The following is a 16,975-nucleotide window of genomic DNA, read 5'->3' as shown; positions in this document are numbered from 1 at the left end:
CGTACCGGGCACTTCACGTTGCTCCAGCGTCAAGTGCCTGGAAACCCGGCCACGCTGCGAACGTGCGGGATCGAGCGCATTGCTGGCAGCGCCGCTCATGCACGCTTCATGCACCACTCAGCTCACGGCCCACTTCGCGCACTATTTCAAGCCAGGCACGGCCTGCTGGCGCAGGCTGGGAATCAGCACGCAGCACGATACCCACTGGCTCATCGGTCGCCACCAAAGGCAAAGGCAAACGTGTCAACGCACCGTATGCCAGGTCATAGCGCACGGCACTGGCCGGCACGAACCAGACCGCATCGTTCTCCAGCGCCAACGCGCGGCCAAGCGAAACCGACAACACTTCAACCACCGCCTGCAAGGGCGGCTCGCCCCACGCCCCGAGCAAGCTCTGTGCCGACTGCCGGATCAGCGTGCCCAGCGGCGGCAACACCAGTGGAAACTGCGCTAGCAACGCAGTGGGCAACCCTTCGTGATGCAGCAGCGGGTGGCCAGGACGCACGACCGCGACCAGCGAATCGCAGTAAAGCTGCTCAAAATTGAGCCCCACCATGCGCTCCGGCTCGGCGATGCGGCCAATGGCGAATTCGATCACACTCGCTTTCAGCTGCTCCAGCAGCGCGTTGTTGGCGGCGGTTGTCACACGCACCACGGCATGCGGCCAGCGCGCAGCGAAGCGCTTCAGCACGAGCGGCACCAACGCGGGCGCAACGCTTGGCAAAATGCCAATTTCCAGAGCCGCCGCCGAACCATCACCTCGCGTCAACAGATCGACCCCCTGACGCAATGCGCTCACGCAGGCGTTTGCATGTGGCATAAAAAGCGCGCCCTCGGGCGTCACGACCGCGCCATGCCGGCCGCGCTCAAATAACGTCACGCCCAGCATCGTCTCAAGCTCGGCAAGCGTCTTCGAGACGGCAGGCTGGGTCAGCGAGAGGCTGGCCGCCGCCTTGTGCATGCTGCCCAACTGCGCCACCGCCAGAACACACTGGAGATGACGCAGCTTGACGCGATTATCTATACCCTGACGTTTCATAAGGAATGGTTATGGATAAAGCGAAAAAACATCATTTTGCATAACTTTTTGTTTTAGATAAAGTCGCACCATCCTGGAACTGCCCCACCCGGACACAACCACAACCACAAACAGGACAATCCGCGATGAACGACCCTCAACTGAGACCCCGCGATTTCGCTTCACACCCCGCTTACGTGACTCCAGACTACCGCTCGTCCATGAAGCGCGGCCCCACGCAAGCGTTGATTCCGCTGCGGGAGCGGCTACGCAATCAGCATGTGCCGGTCTATGGCGCGCAAGACCTCGGCGCACTCGACCATGATCTGACACGCAACGCGGTACGCAATGGCGAGCCATTAGGCGAACGTATCATTGTGACAGGCCGGGTGCTTGACGAAGATGGCCGGCCGGTACGCCATACGCTGGTGGAGGTGTGGCAGGCGAACGCGGCGGGACGCTATGTGCACAAGACAGACCAGCACGGCGCGCCGCTGGATCCCAATTTTCTGGGTGCGGGACGCTGCCTGACAGACGACACCGGATGCTACCGCTTTCTCACGATCAAGCCTGGCGCCTACCCGTGGGGCAACCATCCGAATGCATGGCGTCCCAACCACATTCATTTTTCACTGTTTGGCGAGTACTTCGGCTCACGCCTCGTGACGCAGATGTATTTCCCGGGCGATCCACTCCTCGCGTTCGATCCAATCTACCAGGGCACACCGGCCGCTGCGCGCGAACGTCTGGTGTCACGCCTGTCGCTGGATGCCACCGAAGAAGGTCATGCACTCGGCTACCAATTCGATATCGTGTTGCGCGGCCGCGATGCCACGCCGATGGAGCGTTAAACCATGACTGCATTTAAGCAAACCCCGTCGCAAACAGTTGGGCCGTATTTCGCATATGGTCTGTGCCCGGAGCAATACGGCTACGATTTCAAAAGCCTGCTAACGCCCGCACTGGCCCGCCACGACACCCCTGGCGAAGCCATTGTGATTATCGGACGCGTGTTTGATGGCGATGGCAACACGATAAACGACGCAATGCTCGAAATAAGCCAGGTGGATAGTCAGGGCCACTACCCCGCCACGCGCGAGGAGGTGGCTACAAGCGGCTTTCGCGGGTTCGCCAGGACCGGCACTGGAACCGATCCAGAGCAGCGTTTTATCGTAGAGACGATTAAACCAGGTGTTGCACCCGAACGCGTGGCAGCGGGCGAAGCGCCTCATCTCAATGTGATTGTGACCATGCGGGGCCTGTTGTTGCACGCATTCACGCGGATTTACTTCGGTGACGAAGAGGCCGCCAATGCACGCGACCCGGTGCTTTGTTCAGTGCCTGCTGCGAGGCGCGCCACCTTGATTGCGCAAAAGGACTGCCAGACAGACCAGACGGTGTACCGCTTTGATATTTATATGCAAGGTCCGCTTGAAACCGTCTTTTTTGATTTATGACGCAACACCTGCGTTGATACGCAAGGCCGCAGCCGCGGCCGCGGCCGCGGCCATATTTCCAGGCAAATATGGAATCAGCAGAAAAACGTAGAAAAATGTAAATGCATGCAGTAAAAAAGTAATAGCTCGCTACCTGCGGGCTATTACGCATTATTACGCATTTCGTATTTACAAATAACGATGCTTATCGGTTTGGCTTGCCAGACTAGCGTCGCAAAAATGAATTCAGCACCGAAAATGTTCGATATTTTGTCCAGCGTGAATTGCACGGGTCAGCCAGTCTGGCCGATCCCCGTTTCCATCCCATACATTGCCATAGGCATCACGATACTTTGGCTTTGCTGCTTCGATCTCTATCGCTTCGGATAAAGCCTCAAACGTAATGCCAAATTCGTCCATACGCCGCCGTATCCACAGAATCAAACGCTCACGCGCCTGCCCGTCGAGTTCCAGCACTCGTTGTTCCTCTCGCTGTTTCATAACATACCGGTTTCGCGGCGACCCTGCGCTCGCACTAGAATCAATTACCTTGCGCCTTTCAGCGCAACCTGAATTCAGAATAATGGACCCGTCAATTAAACTCACATTGTTCACAATGCAGTTGCAAAGATGAGCCATATGCACGACGACGTTTTGAATGCGTCATTTCGACAGTGGGTCAAAATTCACGTCCTGGATGGGTGGCATTTTTGCTGTCGATGCCCGTGCCGCGAAAACTCATGGCGCACTGGTGACAACGCTGATCCGAAACGAATTCTAACACTGCTTCCCCCTTGCTAGTCACGCAGTATTTACCCCAGCGGCCAAAGGCCATGCGCCTCGTGCCATGCCAGCCAGCATCAACGGCTGGACCTGCCCCTATCCAGAAACTCAGAGCCGGGAAAATAAAGGCCTGGCGACCGGTGACGGACTGAATGTGTGTCGTTACACAAAATCTCTTGACGCTCAAAGCCTTATCCGGTTAAGGTGCTCCCTGAAGTTCAAGAAGTTCGATTGTTGCTCATCAATTCCCCGCATTCCAAGCGGTATTCGTTGTCCTCTCCCTCCTTGATGCTTCTAGCGCTCCGCTCTGGAGCTATATTTCTTATTTTTCAGGATATTCTATGGATACCGGTACCGTTAAATGGTTTAACGACAGCAAAGGTTTTGGTTTTATCACACCTGATGCAGGTGGCGACGACCTCTTTGCTCACTTTTCTGAAATCAGCGGCGATGGTTTTAAAACACTCGCTGAAAATCAAAAAGTCAGCTTTGAAACAAAGCAAGGCCCGAAAGGCTTGCAAGCAGCCAATATCAAACCGCTGTAAGTTTTACGATTAGTGTGACAAATTCGGGCCCACTTCGATGGGTTCGGATGCAGCGACCTCCCTTGCGTGGAATTTATCCCGAATCCACCATCTTGTTGACTAACAATTAAAACAAAATAACCATTTTTATTTGATTCAAGTCAACCGCATCGCTGCGCTACTTTTTTCAATTCCTTCCAGGAAAAAGCTTTTCCGGCTTAAACCTTTATTTGTACCCTGATGTGTTGCAATTGGGAGCGGGGTACTGCGCTATATTAAAAAATAATATGCAAAAAAATCATACTCATCACTATCAAGGTTATGCAATTCGCCCTTCGGCGCACCAGCTACCCGACGGCTTTTTTTCATCCAATTTATTACTGGAACGTCCTGATCACAGGATGAATGCACAACGCTACCAGTTTTATTCACTCGATTATTTCAAAAGTGAAGAACAGGCACTGCAGCATTCATATATATGGGCACGCAACTGGGTCGATACGCGCGGCTAGCCAATCACTCATTCCCAATAGAAAAAGCCACGCTGTGTTTGCGCACAGCGTGGCTTTTAATTTTTGGTGGGCCTCCCGTGAGTCGAACACGGCACCAACGGATTATGCGTACCAGCTACAGCTTTCGCTGCCCCTTTCGGGTTTGTGGTCTGGACTGTCTCTTGTCTTTACGACTTGCCCGTACAGTCTCTACACGTTCTCCCGATTTCCGGAGAGCTTCGCTCGGGATTGCCACGGCTTGTACCGCTTGCACCTATTGTATAAGCCAGAGGTTTCCCCGAATTTGAGCAATTCTACCAAGGGGCAGAGTGAACTTACCCCAAGGCAACCCATCTGGTGTTTTCCGTGCTCAAGTACTGCAAAGCCGTACTGCAAAGCCGTACTTCAAAGCCTTAGGAAAACAACCGGTCAAGTCCGCTGCTCTAACCAGGCATGAGCTAGAGGCCCTGATACCTTAACTGCAGCCAACCCTCCGGCAACAATTAACAGGCTGCGAATATTACACGAAAAAAATCATCGAAGCAGCAATTGTGTATATGCCACAACGCCAGCAGAAACCTCATTCACCGCCTGTCACCCGGAGGGACCCTGTATGCCCTCTCTCGGCGCACCATCCGCACAACCCTCGTCACGCCGGTCATGCGAATGCTGCAATGGGTTTTAACTTAACTACCCTCGAGGAACGATTTCAGCTTGTCTGAGCGGCTTGGATGACGTAGCTTGCGCAACGCCTTGGCTTCGATCTGGCGAATCCGCTCACGCGTCACATCAAACTGCTTGCCGACCTCTTCAAGCGTGTGATCGGTACTCATCTCGATACCGAAACGCATGCGCAGTACCTTCGCTTCACGCGGCGTGAGCGAATCCAGCACATCCTTGACGACATCGCGCATGCTCGCATGGAGCGCGGCATCCGCTGGCGCCACCGTATTGGTGTCTTCGATGAAGTCGCCCAGATGGGAATCGTCATCGTCACCAATCGGTGTTTCCATCGAAATCGGCTCTTTCGCAATCTTCATGATCTTGCGAATTTTGTCTTCCGGCATTTCCATTTTTTCCGCCAGCGTCGCCGGATCAGGCTCAAGGCCTGTTTCCTGCAAAATCTGGCGTGAAATACGGTTCATCTTGTTGATCGTTTCGATCATGTGAACCGGAATGCGGATCGTGCGTGCCTGGTCAGCAATAGAGCGCGTGATCGCCTGGCGAATCCACCACGTCGCATAAGTCGAAAACTTGTAGCCACGACGATATTCGAACTTGTCCACCGCTTTCATCAGGCCGATGTTGCCTTCCTGAATCAGGTCGAGAAACTGCAAGCCGCGATTGGTGTACTTCTTGGCAATCGAGATCACGAGACGCAGGTTCGCCTCGGTCATTTCGCGCTTGGCCTGACGCGCCTTCAGCTCACCCGCGGCCATCTGGCGGTTGGTCTCTTTCAGGTCTTTCAGCGGCAGCACGACGCGCGCCTGCAAGTCGAGCAAACGCTGCTGCTGCTCACTGATCGCCGGAATATTGCGCGTCAAAATGGCGCTGTACCCATGCCCTTCGGCCACGATCTTTTCCGCCCAGGTCAAATCGGTTTCATTGCCCGGGAAACGGGTGATGAATTCAGCACGCGGCATACCGCATTTATCGACCACCGTATGCAGGATTTGACGCTCCACCTGACGCACTTCGTCGACCTGCGCACGCAGCGTGTCACACAGACGCTCGACCGTGCGCGCCGTAAAGCGGATGGTCATCAGTTCGGTCTGAATGGTTTCCTGTGCCTTCAGGTACGCCTTCGATTTATAGCCTTCTTTCTCGAACGCGCGGCGCATCTTGTCGAACCACTCGCTAATCAGCGCGAATTTTTCCAGCGACGTCCGCCGCAACGCTTCCATCTGCGCAGCGTTTGCCGTGGCCTGTGCCGCGCCATCGTCCTCTTCTTCGTCTTCTTCGCTTTCTTCCGCTTCTTCAGGCTCGCTTTCGATCGCTTCAGCCTCTTGCGGCGAGAAGCCATCGGCATCTTCCGCATTGGCGTCGATCAGCCCATCCACCAGCTCGTCGATGCGAATTTCTTCATTTGCGACGCGCTCAGCCATGGCCAGAATGTCGGCGATCGTCGTCGGGCAGGCGGAGATCGCCATCACCATATGCTTCAGGCCATCTTCGATGCGTTTGGCGATTTCAATTTCGCCTTCGCGGGTGAGCAGCTCGACAGTGCCCATTTCGCGCATGTACATCCGCACCGGATCGGTCGTGCGGCCGAACTCGGAATCGACCGTCGACAACGCGACTTCAGCTTCTTCTTCCACTTCATCATCCGATGAAGCAGCCGGCGCGTTGTCGTTCAGGAGCAGGGTTTCCGCGTCTGGTGCCTGCTCATAGACCGCCACGCCCATATCGTTGAACGTGCTGATAATCCCTTCGATCGCCTCGGTTTCAGCAAAATTGTCCGGCAGGTGATCGTTGATTTCAGCGTAGGTCAGAAACCCCCGTTCCTTGCCAAGCTTGATCAACGCACGCAACTTCGCGCGCCGTTCCTCGAGTTCTTCAGCGGTACCAGGCTGGGTTGAGGCAAAAGCGTCTTTCAACAAGGCCTTTTCTTTTGCACGGCGATCGCGCGCCTTGACCTTTTCGACCTTGGCGGGCACAACGGCAACTTCTTCGCCTGAGGGAGGAATGTCCCCGGCGGGTACTTCGTTCAGCTTTTTCGTCATGGAGTTCGCCGTACCGGCTGTAGTCTCGACTCGCGGCTGCTGGACAACAGCCGGTTGAACCGTGGATGCTTGCGTCTTGCGTACTGCCGTATCGTCCGTCACGGCAGCCGCTTCCCTGGTACTTCTTGAGCCCGGCCGCCTGGCGGCGGGCGCGGCGGCTTTCGCCGCCTTGTGCGGAGCCAGCGCTACTGAAACCGCTGTAGCCTGGGCCTCCTGGGATTCCGGGGATTCCTGTTGCGCAATCGCGGCCTTGCTTGCAGCAGACCCTTTCCTGGCGGAAGAAGCAGTTTTAGCCTGCGTGAGCGGTGCGACCTCTTTTACGGCCTCTTTCGGGGCTTTTTTTGAGCGGGCAGAACGCTTGCCAGCCCCAGCTGTCAGCGTCTTGTCCTTCACCTCGCCCGCCACGTCGGCCTCACTCATATCACCCGCTTTTCTCCCGCTGGTAGTCTTTGCCATTGCAATCGCCCTTTTTTGCCTGGGAATCCTGGAAAAATCCTGGAAATTATGGGAAGACCCTGGAAATATAACTACTGGAAACAGCTGAAAACCTTTAATTATAACACTGCGGCACCTCCCCCTCCTTCGAGCTCGCGTTTCATGGCCGCTCGCATCTGGTTCAGGCTGGTGTATTCCTGCAATTCTTCCGGACTATGTGTGGACTGCCTCGACAGAATTTCAAGACGCTTGCCACATGCGTCATAACGCATTCTGAGAATCGCCGCCTTCAGTTCCTCGCCGACAATCCGTTCCTGTTCCTGACGTTTTTCCGCGACCGCAGGATCATTCGGATTGGCCATCAGCAGGTCACGCACGTTTTCATCATAGTTCAGAATTTTGCGAAAAATTTCTTCAAAAGTTGCTGCATTTGCGCCATTGCGCAGCAAGTCCGACAACAATTGAAATTCCGCCGCATCGCCCAGCGCCCGGGCATGCGTCGTCACTTCTTCAAACAGTTCCGCGTGCCGGCCGATGCTCAGCAATGCCTGTTCGGCTTGCGTATCGAGCACCGCGACAATGCGCGGATACATCACCAGATTGCGCAGCGTGATCTCTTCGATGCCGGTCACACTGCGGCGATCCTTGCGAGCCGGTGCGTTACGAGCTACCGCGGCAATCCGCGCATCGACTTCGCATAACGCCGCCACCTCATCGAATGGCACATCCAGCCGATCCGCAAACAGATGCATGATCTGTGAGCGTAATGCATTTGCAGGCAGCGCTTGCAGCAAAGGTTTGGCGTCGAACAATGCTCGCGCCCGGCCTTCTGGCTGATCCAGCTGCTTGCCCGCCAGCGCCTCATTCAGCAAAAACTGCGATAGCGGCAACGCCCGCTCGACCTGCTCGCCAAACGCCTCGGCGCCAAACTCACGCACATAACTGTCGGGATCATGCTCGGCAGGCAGAAACAAAAAACGGATCGTGCGATTGTCCGCCGCATGCGGCAAGCACGCGTCAAGCGCCCGCCGCGCCGCGCGACGGCCCGCCGCATCGCCATCGAAACTGAACACGACGGTGTCCGTCTGACGAAACAGCTTGTGCACATGAACCGGTGTGCAAGCCGTGCCAAGGGTCGCTACGGCATTCTGAAAACCAAGCTGGGCCAGCGCCACCACATCCATATAGCCTTCAACCACCAGCACGTAACGCTGCTCGCGGATCGCCAGGCGGGCTTCGAACAGGCCATAAAGCTCGCTGCCCTTGTTAAATAGCGGCGTTTCCGGGGAATTCAAATATTTCGGTTCGCCGCCATCCAGCACGCGGCCCCCAAAGCCAATCACCTGACCTTTCACATTCCGGATCGGAAACATGATCCGCTCGCGGAAACGGTCGTACCGGCGTGCCTCACCCGGGCCGGTGGTCTTCTCGCTGACAATCACGAGCCCCGCTTCGATCAGGACATCATCGCGGTAATCGGGAAAAGCGGCTTCGAGATTTTGCCAGTTGCCAGGTGCGTAGCCGAGCCCAAAACGGGCCGCGATCTCTCCCGTCAAGCCACGCTGCTTCAGATACTGAATCGCGTTCGGCGCGCCACGCAACTGTTTGCGATAGAAATCGCAAGCCAGTTGGGTGGCCTCCGCCAGCGCAACCGTCACAGCCTTCGAAACCGGCGCAGCGTAAGCTCCCCCCTGGCTCCCCGTTCCACCCGCGCCTCCTGCGCCGCCACCGCGCGTGGGCGAAGGCTCTTGCGGCACGGTGAGCCCAACCGATTGCGCCAGCTCATTAACGGCCTCGGGGAAGCTCAGCCCCGCGTGCTCCATCAGAAAACCAATGGCTGTGCCATGGGCTCCGCAGCCAAAGCAGTGATAAAACTGCTTGGTGGGACTCACGGTGAACGACGGGCTTTTTTCGTTATGAAACGGGCACAGCCCCATAAAATTCGCGCCGCCCTTTTTCAGTTGCACATACCGCCCGACCACATCGACGATGTCGATGCGGTTTAGCAGATCCTGCAGAAACGAGTGGGGAATCACAGCCGGGCACACCCTTGAAAACGAAGCGGCACGTCGCAACGTGCCGCCCTGAAAGCCAAACAGAAAAACTAGCCGGCGAGTGCTGCCTTGACCCGTGCGGAAACGGCTGTCATGTCAGCGCGGCCAGCCAGCGCGGGCTTGAGCACACCCATCACCCGGCCCATGTCCTGCGGGCCCGCCGCGCCCGTCTGGGCAATCGCCGCGGCCACTTCAGCCTCCACTTCGGCCGCGGAAAGCTGGGCAGGCATATACGCGGTCAGCACGGCTAACTCGGCGTTTTCCTGGGCCACGAGATCCGTGCGCCCGGCGGCCTCGAACTGGCTTATCGAGTCTTTGCGCTGCTTGATCATTTTGTCGATGACGGCGGTAACCGCGCTATCGTCGAGCGTCACGCGCTCATCGACTTCGCGCTGCTTGATCGCCGCCAGCACCAGACGGATCGTGCCAAGACGCTCGCTATCGCGGGCGCGCATGGCGGCTTTCATGTCATCGTTGATCTGGTCTTTAAGACTCATCGGGCTCACCTTTCACCTGAATGCATGGAATTGAAAAAGCGCGCGAAACATTGAAAATTCGCCGAAAACACAAATAATGTGCAACACAAACCACAATACAAACCGCACACAAACCGCACACAAACCGCACACAAACGTTACGCATCAATACAAAAACCCGCTTGGGGCAAAGTCCTCAAGCGGGTTGATGCAAAGGCCGGCAAGTATACCAGAGCAACCGCATTTCACGGCACTCAACGGCCAAGCACACCCTTTCCGGTACGTACCTGTGCGTTCATGCGCCCATGCCGCGCGGCCATCTAGTTTGTACTGGAGAGGCTGCGCGTGTATTCAGCCGCGGCCTCGCCTGCCGCCACGCCCGAAGCCCAAGCCCATTGAAAGTTGTAGCCGCCCAGCCAGCCGGTCACATCGACCGCTTCGCCAATGAAATACAAGCCCGGCACCCGGGCGCTCATCATCGTCGTCGACGAAAGTTCGCGCGTATCCACACCGCCACGCGTCACTTCGGCCTTGCGATAGCCTTCGGTGCCATTCGGCGTGAGACTCCAGCACGACAGCGCCGCGCCGATGTGGCGCAAGGTCTTGTCTGGCAAATCCGCCACCCGGGCTTGCGCAGGCACGCCGTGCGTTGCCAGCCAGGTGTCCGCGACTCGCCCCGGCAGCCATTCAGCGAGCAGGTTCGCCAGATTGCGCCGAACGCTGGTTTTGGCCTCCAGCAACGCTTGCACCGCATCGCGCTCAGGCAGCAAGTTCACCTGGACCGGCTCGCCAGGCTGCCAATAGCTCGAAATTTGCAATACGCCAGGGCCTGACAGCCCACGATGGGTAAAAAGCAGATCTTCGATAAATTCGGCTCCGTTGCGGCCCTTGCCCGTCGCCATCTGCACCTCCATGGAGACGCCCGCCAGCGCGGCAAATGGCGCCCAGTCGCTCGCGGCAAAGGTCAGCGGCACGAGTGCCGGACGGGTATCGACCAGCTTGTGGCCAAACTGCCTGGCCACGCGAAAGGCAAAATCGGTCGCGCCGATCTTCGGGATCGACAAGCCGCCCGTGGCAATGACAAGCGCACGGGCTTCGATGGGCCCGGAAGGCGTATCCAGAATAAAACCAGCGCCCTCACGGCGTCTGACCTGGCTGACTTCAAGCGGCCTGCGCCAACTCACCTGGCCCGCCTCGCATTCGTTTTTCAGCACGTCGATCACGGCATCGCTCGACTGGTCGCAAAAAAGCTGCCCTTTATGCTTTTCATGCCAGCTCACGCGATAGCGCTTGAGCAGCGCAAGAAAATCGCGTGGCGTATAGCGGGCCAGCGCCGAGCGGCAAAAATGCGGGTTGGCCGAGAGGTAATTGGCTGGCCCGGCATGCAGATTCGTAAAATTGCACCGGCCACCGCCAGAAATGCGGATTTTCTCTGCCAGACGCGAGGCGTGGTCAACCAGTACGACACGCCGCCCGCTCTGCCCCGCGACTGCCGCGCACATCATGCCCGCCGCGCCCGCGCCGATTACCGCAATATCAAATACTTTCATGGCGCGGATTGTACCCGCGTACCCGCCTGTCCGCGGCGCTCTCGCCCGCGCTGCTATACTCTGCAATTCGGTTTTTGGGCAATGCCGGTTTTTGTCCACGCCGCCCTCTTTTTTCTGTCTTGCCTTCCTTCCATGCTCGTTCTCGGCATCGAAAGCTCCTGTGACGAAACGGGTCTTGCGCTTTACGACACAGCGCGCGGCTTGCTCGCGCATGCCCTGCATTCACAAATAGCGATGCACCGCGAATACGGCGGTGTCGTACCGGAACTCGCTTCCCGCGACCATATCCAGCGTGCGCTGCCCCTGCTCGAAGAAGTACTGGATCAAGCCCGCATCACACGCGCGGCAATCGACACGATCGACGCGATCGCGTTCACCCAGGGCCCAGGGCTCGCGGGCGCGTTACTGGTCGGCGCCAGCATCGCCAATGCGCTCGCCATGGCATGGGATAAACCCGCCATCGGCATTCATCATCTGGAAGGACATCTGCTCTCGCCGCTGCTAGTGGAGGCTCCTCCGTCCTTTCCGTTCGTCGCGCTGCTAGTCTCAGGCGGCCACACGCAACTGATGCGCGTCACCGATGTCGGCCTGTACGAAACACTCGGCGAAACCCTGGATGACGCCGCAGGCGAAGCCTTCGATAAAACCGCCAAGCTGCTGGGCCTCGGCTATCCGGGCGGGCCGGAAGTCTCGCGCCTGGCGCAGTTCGGCACCCCAGGTGCAGTCATGCTGCCACGGCCCATGCTGCATTCAGGCAATCTCGACTTCAGCTTCAGCGGGCTCAAAACCGCTGTGCTGACGCAGGTGAAAAAGCTCGGCGCGAATGTTTGCGAGCAGGACAAGGCGGATCTGGCGCGAGGATTTGTCGATGCGGCGGTTGACGTGCTGGTCGCCAAATCACTCGCTGCACTCAAGCAAACGGGACTGCGACGCCTGGTCGTGGCAGGCGGGGTCGGCGCCAACCAGCAATTGCGCGAGGCCTTATCGGCAGTTGCCGCGCAACGCGGCTTCGAGGTGCACTATCCCGATCTGGCGTTATGCACCGACAACGGCGCCATGATTGCGCTGGCCGGTGCGCTCAGGCTTCAGCGCTGGCCGGAACAGGCTGACGAACAGGCTGACAAGCGCTACGCCTTCACGGTCAAGCCACGCTGGGATCTGGCTGCACTCGCACGTTAAACCTCTCTAGCCCCTCTACAGGGACAGCAGAAAAGCCAGGGGCCGCTCTCATCAAGCGGCCCCTGGTTTTTTATAGCGTTGCAACAGGAACGTGGCGCCGTCAGGCCGCGATACACCGTTTGTCGTGTTCGATCAGCGCATAGGCGCTGTGATTGTGAATCGACTCGAAATTCTCGGCTTCCAGCACGTAAGCCACAATCCGTTCGTCGGCATTCAGACGCTGTGCGACGTCGCGCACGAGGTCTTCGACAAACTTCGGGTTTTCGTAAGCGCGCTCGGTGACAAATTTTTCGTCCGGGCGTTTGAGCAGACCCCAGAGTTCACACGAGGCCTCTTCTTCGGCAATGCGGATGAGCGCTTCCACCGGCACCTCAGCCGTAAGTTCGGCGTCAATCGTGACGTGCGAACGCTGGTTGTGCGCGCCATATTGCGAGATCTTCTTCGAGCAGGGGCACAGGCTGGTAACCGGCACCATCACCTTGAGAAACACCCTCGTCACCCCAGCGCGCACGTCGCCAGTCAGGCTCACTTCGTAATCGAGCAGACTTTGCACGCCCGACACCGGCGCGGTCTTGTTCACGAAATAGGGAAAAGAGACTTCGATCCGCCCATCTTCGGCCTCTAGCCGCTGCAGCATCGCCGCCAGCAAGGTGCGAAAACTGGACAACTCGAGCGGCATTTTGTTTTCTTCGAGCAGCGCGATGAAGCGCGACATATGCGTGCCTTTTTGCGTTGCAGGCAAGCGCACATCGAGATTCCACACTCCCACCGTGGGCTGCACATCACCATTTTGCGTGCGCACGGTCAGCGGATGGCGCACGGCCTTCACACCCACGCGCTGGATCGGAATCTCACGCGTATCAACGGTGCTTTGCACATCGGGCATGACAAAAGCGGGATTCATCTGATTCATGTTCGGTCCCTGGCTTGCCGCACACACTGCAACCACGGCGCGCAACGGCAAGCCATTCAAAAATGGAAAACGTGAAAAATTCAGGTCAAAGGAGTGCTTAAACCGAGCGCACGGATTTTAATTTAGGCGCGGCTGTGCGACTAGCCGATTGCGCCACGGCAGCGCTCGCACGATCGTCGAAAAAGCGCTCACGGATGGAACGCACGATGCCATCGGCGTCGAGACCGCAATCGGCCAGAAGCTTCGCCGGTTCACCGTGGTCGATGAAACGGTCAGGCAGGCCCAGTTGCAGGACGGGGCGAAGCATGCCCTGCTCCAGCAGCGCTTCGACGCAAGCCGAGCCGGCCCCGCCCATCACGCAGCCTTCTTCGAGCGTGACCAGATAATCGTGAGTCTCGGCAAGCTGACGCACGAGTTCGGTATCGAGCGGCTTGACGAAGCGCATATTGGCCACCGTGGCATCCAGCACCTGTGCCGCAGCCAGCGCAGGCGCGACCATCGTGCCAAAGGCCAGCAGCGCAATGCGCCGGCCGGCCGGTTGCGTGCTCTCGCGGCGAACTTCGCCGCGGCCCACGGGCAGCGCCACCATTTGCCGAACCGTCGCCACCCCCGTACCCGCGCCGCGCGGATAACGCACGGCGCTGGGGTTGGGCTGCTGCAAAGCCGTGTACAGCATCTGACGGCATTCGTTTTCGTCCGATGCGGCCATCACGGTCATGTTCGGAATGCAGCGCAGGAACGCCAGATCGTAAGCGCCCGCGTGCGTCGCGCCATCCGCACCGACAAGCCCCGAGCGATCAATCGCAAACACCACGGGCAAATTTTGCAGCGCGACGTCATGAATCAGCTGGTCATAAGCGCGTTGCAGGAACGTCGAATAAATCGCCACCACCGGTTTCATGCCATCAGCGGCCAGCCCGCCCGCGAACGTCACGGCATGCTGCTCGGCGATGCCCACATCGAAGTAACGCTGCGGAAAGCGCTTTTCGAATTCGACCATGCCCGAGCCTTCACGCATCGCTGGCGTGATCGCCACCACACGCGGATCGAGTTCGGCGGCATCGCACAGCCATTCGCCAAATACCTGCGTATAAGTTTTCCTGGCCGGTGTGGCAGACGGCTTGATGCCTTCAGCCGGATTGAATTTGCCCGGGCCGTGATAGAGCACGGGATCGGCTTCGGCCAGCTTGTAACCCTGGCCTTTTTTCGTGACGACATGCAGAAATTGCGGGCCACGCAGCTCGCGGATGTTTTGCAAGGTCGGGATCAGCGAATCCAGATCATGACCATCAATCGGGCCAATGTAGTTAAAGCCGAACTCTTCGAATAAGGTCGCCGGAACAATCATGCCCTTGGCGTGTTCCTCAAGCTTGCGCGCCAGATCGAGAACCGGAGGCGCAACACGCAGAACCCGCTCGACACCTGCGCGGGCCGCGGCATAAAAGCGCCCCGACATCAGACGCGCCAGATGCCGGTTCAAGGCGCCCACCGGCGGCGAAATCGACATGTCGTTGTCGTTCAGAATGACCAGCAGCGGCACATCATCGGCCACGCCCGCGTTGTTCATGGCCTCGAACGCCATGCCAGCGGTCATCGCGCCGTCGCCGATTACCGCGATGGCGAAACGCTCATCGCCTTGCAGCTTGCCCGCTATCGCCATGCCGAGCGCTGCGGAAATCGACGTACTCGAATGTGCCGTGCCGAAAGTGTCGTAGTCCGACTCGCTGCGGCGCGGAAAACCCGAGATCCCGTCTTGCTGACGCAGCGAATGCATCTGGTCGCGGCGACCCGTCAAAATTTTGTGCGGATAGGTTTGGTGGCCCACATCCCAGACAATCCGGTCGTGCGGTGTATCGAAGACGTAATGCAATGCAATCGTCAGCTCGACCGTGCCAAGATTAGACGACAAATGGCCGCCAGTCTGGGAGACACTATCGAGCACAAAAGCACGCAACTCGTCAGCGAGCGGTTGCAATTGACGGCGCTCAAGGCAGCGCAAGGCGGCCGGGTCGTCGATGGTTTTCAGCAAGTCGTACATGTCGTTCCATTGTAGGAAAACTTGGCGCCAGCACTTCACTCGCGCCGGAGCCCAACACGGTGGGCCAATGCGCTCAGCTCACCCGGTTCACTACCAAGTCAGCCAGCTCGGCGAGACGCAGCGCCCGTGCGCCGAACGGCGCCAGCGCCGCGTGGGCTTCCGAGCGCAAGTGCGCAGCCAGCGTGCGTGAAGCCTCCAGCCCCATGATCGAGACGTAGGTCGGCTTGCCATCCTTCGCGTCCTTACCCGCGGTTTTGCCCAGAACCGCGGAATCAGCCGTGACGTCGAGAATATCGTCCACCACCTGGAATGCCAGCCCCACCGCGGCGGCGTAGGTATCCAGCGCGTGCATCTGCTTGGCATCAGGCGCCACGCCCGCCAGCGCCCCCATGCGCACCGCCGCGCGCAACAGCGCGCCGGTTTTCATGCGGTGCATGGTTTCGAGTTGCGCGCGAGAGAGCACATGGCCCACGCTGGCCAGGTCAATCGCCTGCCCGCCCGCCATGCCGGTCGAGCCGCTGGCCAGCGCCAGCTCACGCACCAGCGCCGCCTGCTGGGCCGGAGCCAGGATCTCGGCGGTCAGCGCGACGAACGCCTGAGACTGCAGCGCATCGCCCACCAGCAACGCGGTCGGTTCATCGTATTGAACATGTACCGTCGGCCGCCCACGGCGTAAGGCATCATCGTCCATGCAAGGCATGTCGTCATGCACCAGCGAATACACGTGAATCATTTCGAGCGCGGCGGCCGCGGCATCGAGGCATTCGGCAGAGGCCCCGCTCAGCTCGCCCGCTGCATGGCACAGCAACGGCCGCACCCGCTTGCCGCCACCCAGCACGGCATAGCGCATCGCCTCATGCAATTGCGCAGGCTCGGTTGTCGCTGGCGGAAGATAATTTTCGAGCGCGGTCTCGACACGTTCGAGCACCCAACGCGTCCACTGTTGAAAAGTCATAAATCGTCTCCGCTCCCGGCAACGAAAGTACCTGCGGCATTCGGGGGAAAGGGCTTGAGGGTTTCGCCATCGAGCATGCGTACCTGCTGCTCGACGGTTTCCAGTTGCTGCTGGCAAAACGTGACGAGCGCCGCGCCGCGCCGGTAGGCCGCAAGCGAGGCTTCCAGGCTCAGGCTGCCGTCTTCCATTTGCGCCACCAGCCCTTCCAGTTCGGCCAGCGCCGCTTCATAGCTCACGGGCAGCGGCACACCCGCAGCCTCCGGCTCCGGAGCAGATGAAGCAGGCCGACGGGCTGACTTGCGAGCGGGCTGGTTGACGGGCTGTTCGGCAGAAATTTCGCCCGCCTCCCCGGCTGCCCCGGCCATCTTCTCGACCTTCTCCTCGACCTTCTCTTCTAATG

General features: G+C 58.5%; 16 protein-coding genes. 5 read left to right on the top strand and 11 right to left on the bottom strand.

The genetic code is table 11. The features are described from left to right. Positions 1–106: 106 nt before the first annotated feature. The gene (gene pcaQ, locus GH657_RS06545) at positions 107–1,039 is read right to left on the bottom strand and encodes a pca operon transcription factor PcaQ (protein ID WP_153099953.1); all 933 of its coding nucleotides are present in this window, start codon (positions 1,037–1,039) and stop codon (positions 107–109) included. 125 nt (positions 1,040–1,164) lie between these two features. Here pcaQ and pcaH point away from each other — a divergent pair, with 125 nt between their 5' ends. Both pcaH and pcaG read left to right on the top strand, forming a co-directional pair. Then, positions 1,165–1,869: a protocatechuate 3,4-dioxygenase subunit beta gene (pcaH, locus tag GH657_RS06540; protein WP_153099952.1), complete on the top strand. Its 705-nt coding sequence runs from the start codon at positions 1,165–1,167 to the stop codon at positions 1,867–1,869. Positions 1,870–1,872: 3 nt separating this feature from the next. Then, the gene (pcaG, locus tag GH657_RS06535) at positions 1,873–2,475 is read left to right on the top strand and encodes a protocatechuate 3,4-dioxygenase subunit alpha (protein WP_153099951.1); all 603 of its coding nucleotides are present in this window, start codon (positions 1,873–1,875) and stop codon (positions 2,473–2,475) included. Between the two features lie 225 nt (positions 2,476–2,700). Here the strand turns inward: pcaG and GH657_RS06530 are convergent, their stop codons facing one another. Further along, the gene (locus GH657_RS06530; protein WP_153099950.1) at positions 2,701–2,955 is read right to left on the bottom strand and encodes an H-NS family nucleoid-associated regulatory protein; all 255 of its coding nucleotides are present in this window, start codon (positions 2,953–2,955) and stop codon (positions 2,701–2,703) included. Between the two features lie 178 nt (positions 2,956–3,133). Then, complete coding sequence (locus GH657_RS06525; protein ID WP_153099949.1) at positions 3,134–3,424, bottom strand: hypothetical protein; 291 nt, start codon at positions 3,422–3,424, stop codon at positions 3,134–3,136. A gap of 154 nt (positions 3,425–3,578) precedes the next feature. On the opposite strand from GH657_RS06525, the gene GH657_RS06520 reads away from it, so the two are divergent. Both GH657_RS06520 and GH657_RS06515 read left to right on the top strand, forming a co-directional pair. Beyond that, positions 3,579–3,782, top strand: a complete 204-nt coding sequence (locus GH657_RS06520; RefSeq protein ID WP_153075660.1) for a cold-shock protein — start codon at positions 3,579–3,581, stop codon at positions 3,780–3,782. A gap of 266 nt (positions 3,783–4,048) precedes the next feature. Then, positions 4,049–4,273, top strand: coding sequence for a hypothetical protein (locus GH657_RS06515; RefSeq protein WP_153099948.1), 225 nt, complete (start codon positions 4,049–4,051; stop codon positions 4,271–4,273). A 665-nt stretch (positions 4,274–4,938) separates the two neighbouring features. Here GH657_RS06515 and rpoD read toward each other — a convergent pair. From rpoD to GH657_RS06495, 4 genes are all read right to left on the bottom strand, one after another. Further along, complete coding sequence (rpoD, locus tag GH657_RS06510) at positions 4,939–7,395, bottom strand: RNA polymerase sigma factor RpoD (protein ID WP_153101670.1); 2,457 nt, start codon at positions 7,393–7,395, stop codon at positions 4,939–4,941. Between the two features lie 134 nt (positions 7,396–7,529). Next, positions 7,530–9,446, bottom strand: a complete 1,917-nt coding sequence (gene dnaG, locus GH657_RS06505; protein ID WP_153099947.1) for a DNA primase — start codon at positions 9,444–9,446, stop codon at positions 7,530–7,532. Between the two features lie 68 nt (positions 9,447–9,514). Continuing rightward, on the bottom strand, positions 9,515–9,961 hold the full coding sequence (locus GH657_RS06500; protein WP_153099946.1) for a GatB/YqeY domain-containing protein: 447 nt from the start codon (positions 9,959–9,961) through the stop codon (positions 9,515–9,517). A gap of 299 nt (positions 9,962–10,260) precedes the next feature. Continuing rightward, complete coding sequence (locus tag GH657_RS06495; protein ID WP_153099945.1) at positions 10,261–11,490, bottom strand: BaiN/RdsA family NAD(P)/FAD-dependent oxidoreductase; 1,230 nt, start codon at positions 11,488–11,490, stop codon at positions 10,261–10,263. A gap of 132 nt (positions 11,491–11,622) precedes the next feature. On the opposite strand from GH657_RS06495, the gene tsaD reads away from it, so the two are divergent. Beyond that, a complete protein-coding gene (gene tsaD, locus GH657_RS06490; RefSeq protein ID WP_153099944.1) occupies positions 11,623–12,669 on the top strand; it encodes a tRNA (adenosine(37)-N6)-threonylcarbamoyltransferase complex transferase subunit TsaD in 1,047 nt (348 codons plus the stop codon). 100 nt (positions 12,670–12,769) lie between these two features. Here the strand turns inward: tsaD and folE2 are convergent, their stop codons facing one another. The 4 genes from folE2 to GH657_RS06470 all read right to left on the bottom strand — a co-directional run bounded on the left by folE2 (position 12,770) and on the right by GH657_RS06470 (position 16,940). Next, positions 12,770–13,582 carry a GTP cyclohydrolase FolE2 gene (folE2, locus tag GH657_RS06485; RefSeq protein ID WP_153099943.1) on the bottom strand — a complete coding sequence of 271 codons (813 nt, stop codon included), beginning with the start codon at positions 13,580–13,582 and terminating at the stop codon, positions 12,770–12,772. A 97-nt stretch (positions 13,583–13,679) separates the two neighbouring features. Further along, positions 13,680–15,620, bottom strand: coding sequence for a 1-deoxy-D-xylulose-5-phosphate synthase (gene dxs, locus GH657_RS06480; protein ID WP_153099942.1), 1,941 nt, complete (start codon positions 15,618–15,620; stop codon positions 13,680–13,682). A gap of 73 nt (positions 15,621–15,693) precedes the next feature. Beyond that, positions 15,694–16,575, bottom strand: a complete 882-nt coding sequence (locus GH657_RS06475) for a polyprenyl synthetase family protein (RefSeq protein WP_153099941.1) — start codon at positions 16,573–16,575, stop codon at positions 15,694–15,696. Continuing rightward, positions 16,572–16,940, bottom strand: coding sequence for an exodeoxyribonuclease VII small subunit (locus GH657_RS06470; RefSeq protein ID WP_153101669.1), 369 nt, complete (start codon positions 16,938–16,940; stop codon positions 16,572–16,574). Before GH657_RS06470 ends, GH657_RS06475 begins: the two co-directional genes overlap by 4 nt. Positions 16,941–16,975 lie beyond the last annotated feature (35 nt).

The organism is Paraburkholderia hayleyella (assembly GCF_009455685.1).
GTDB lineage: Bacteria > Pseudomonadota > Gammaproteobacteria > Burkholderiales > Burkholderiaceae > Paraburkholderia > Paraburkholderia hayleyella.
The sequence above is the reverse complement of the archived record's forward strand: the minus strand, read 5'-3'. Positions and strand labels throughout refer to the sequence as shown.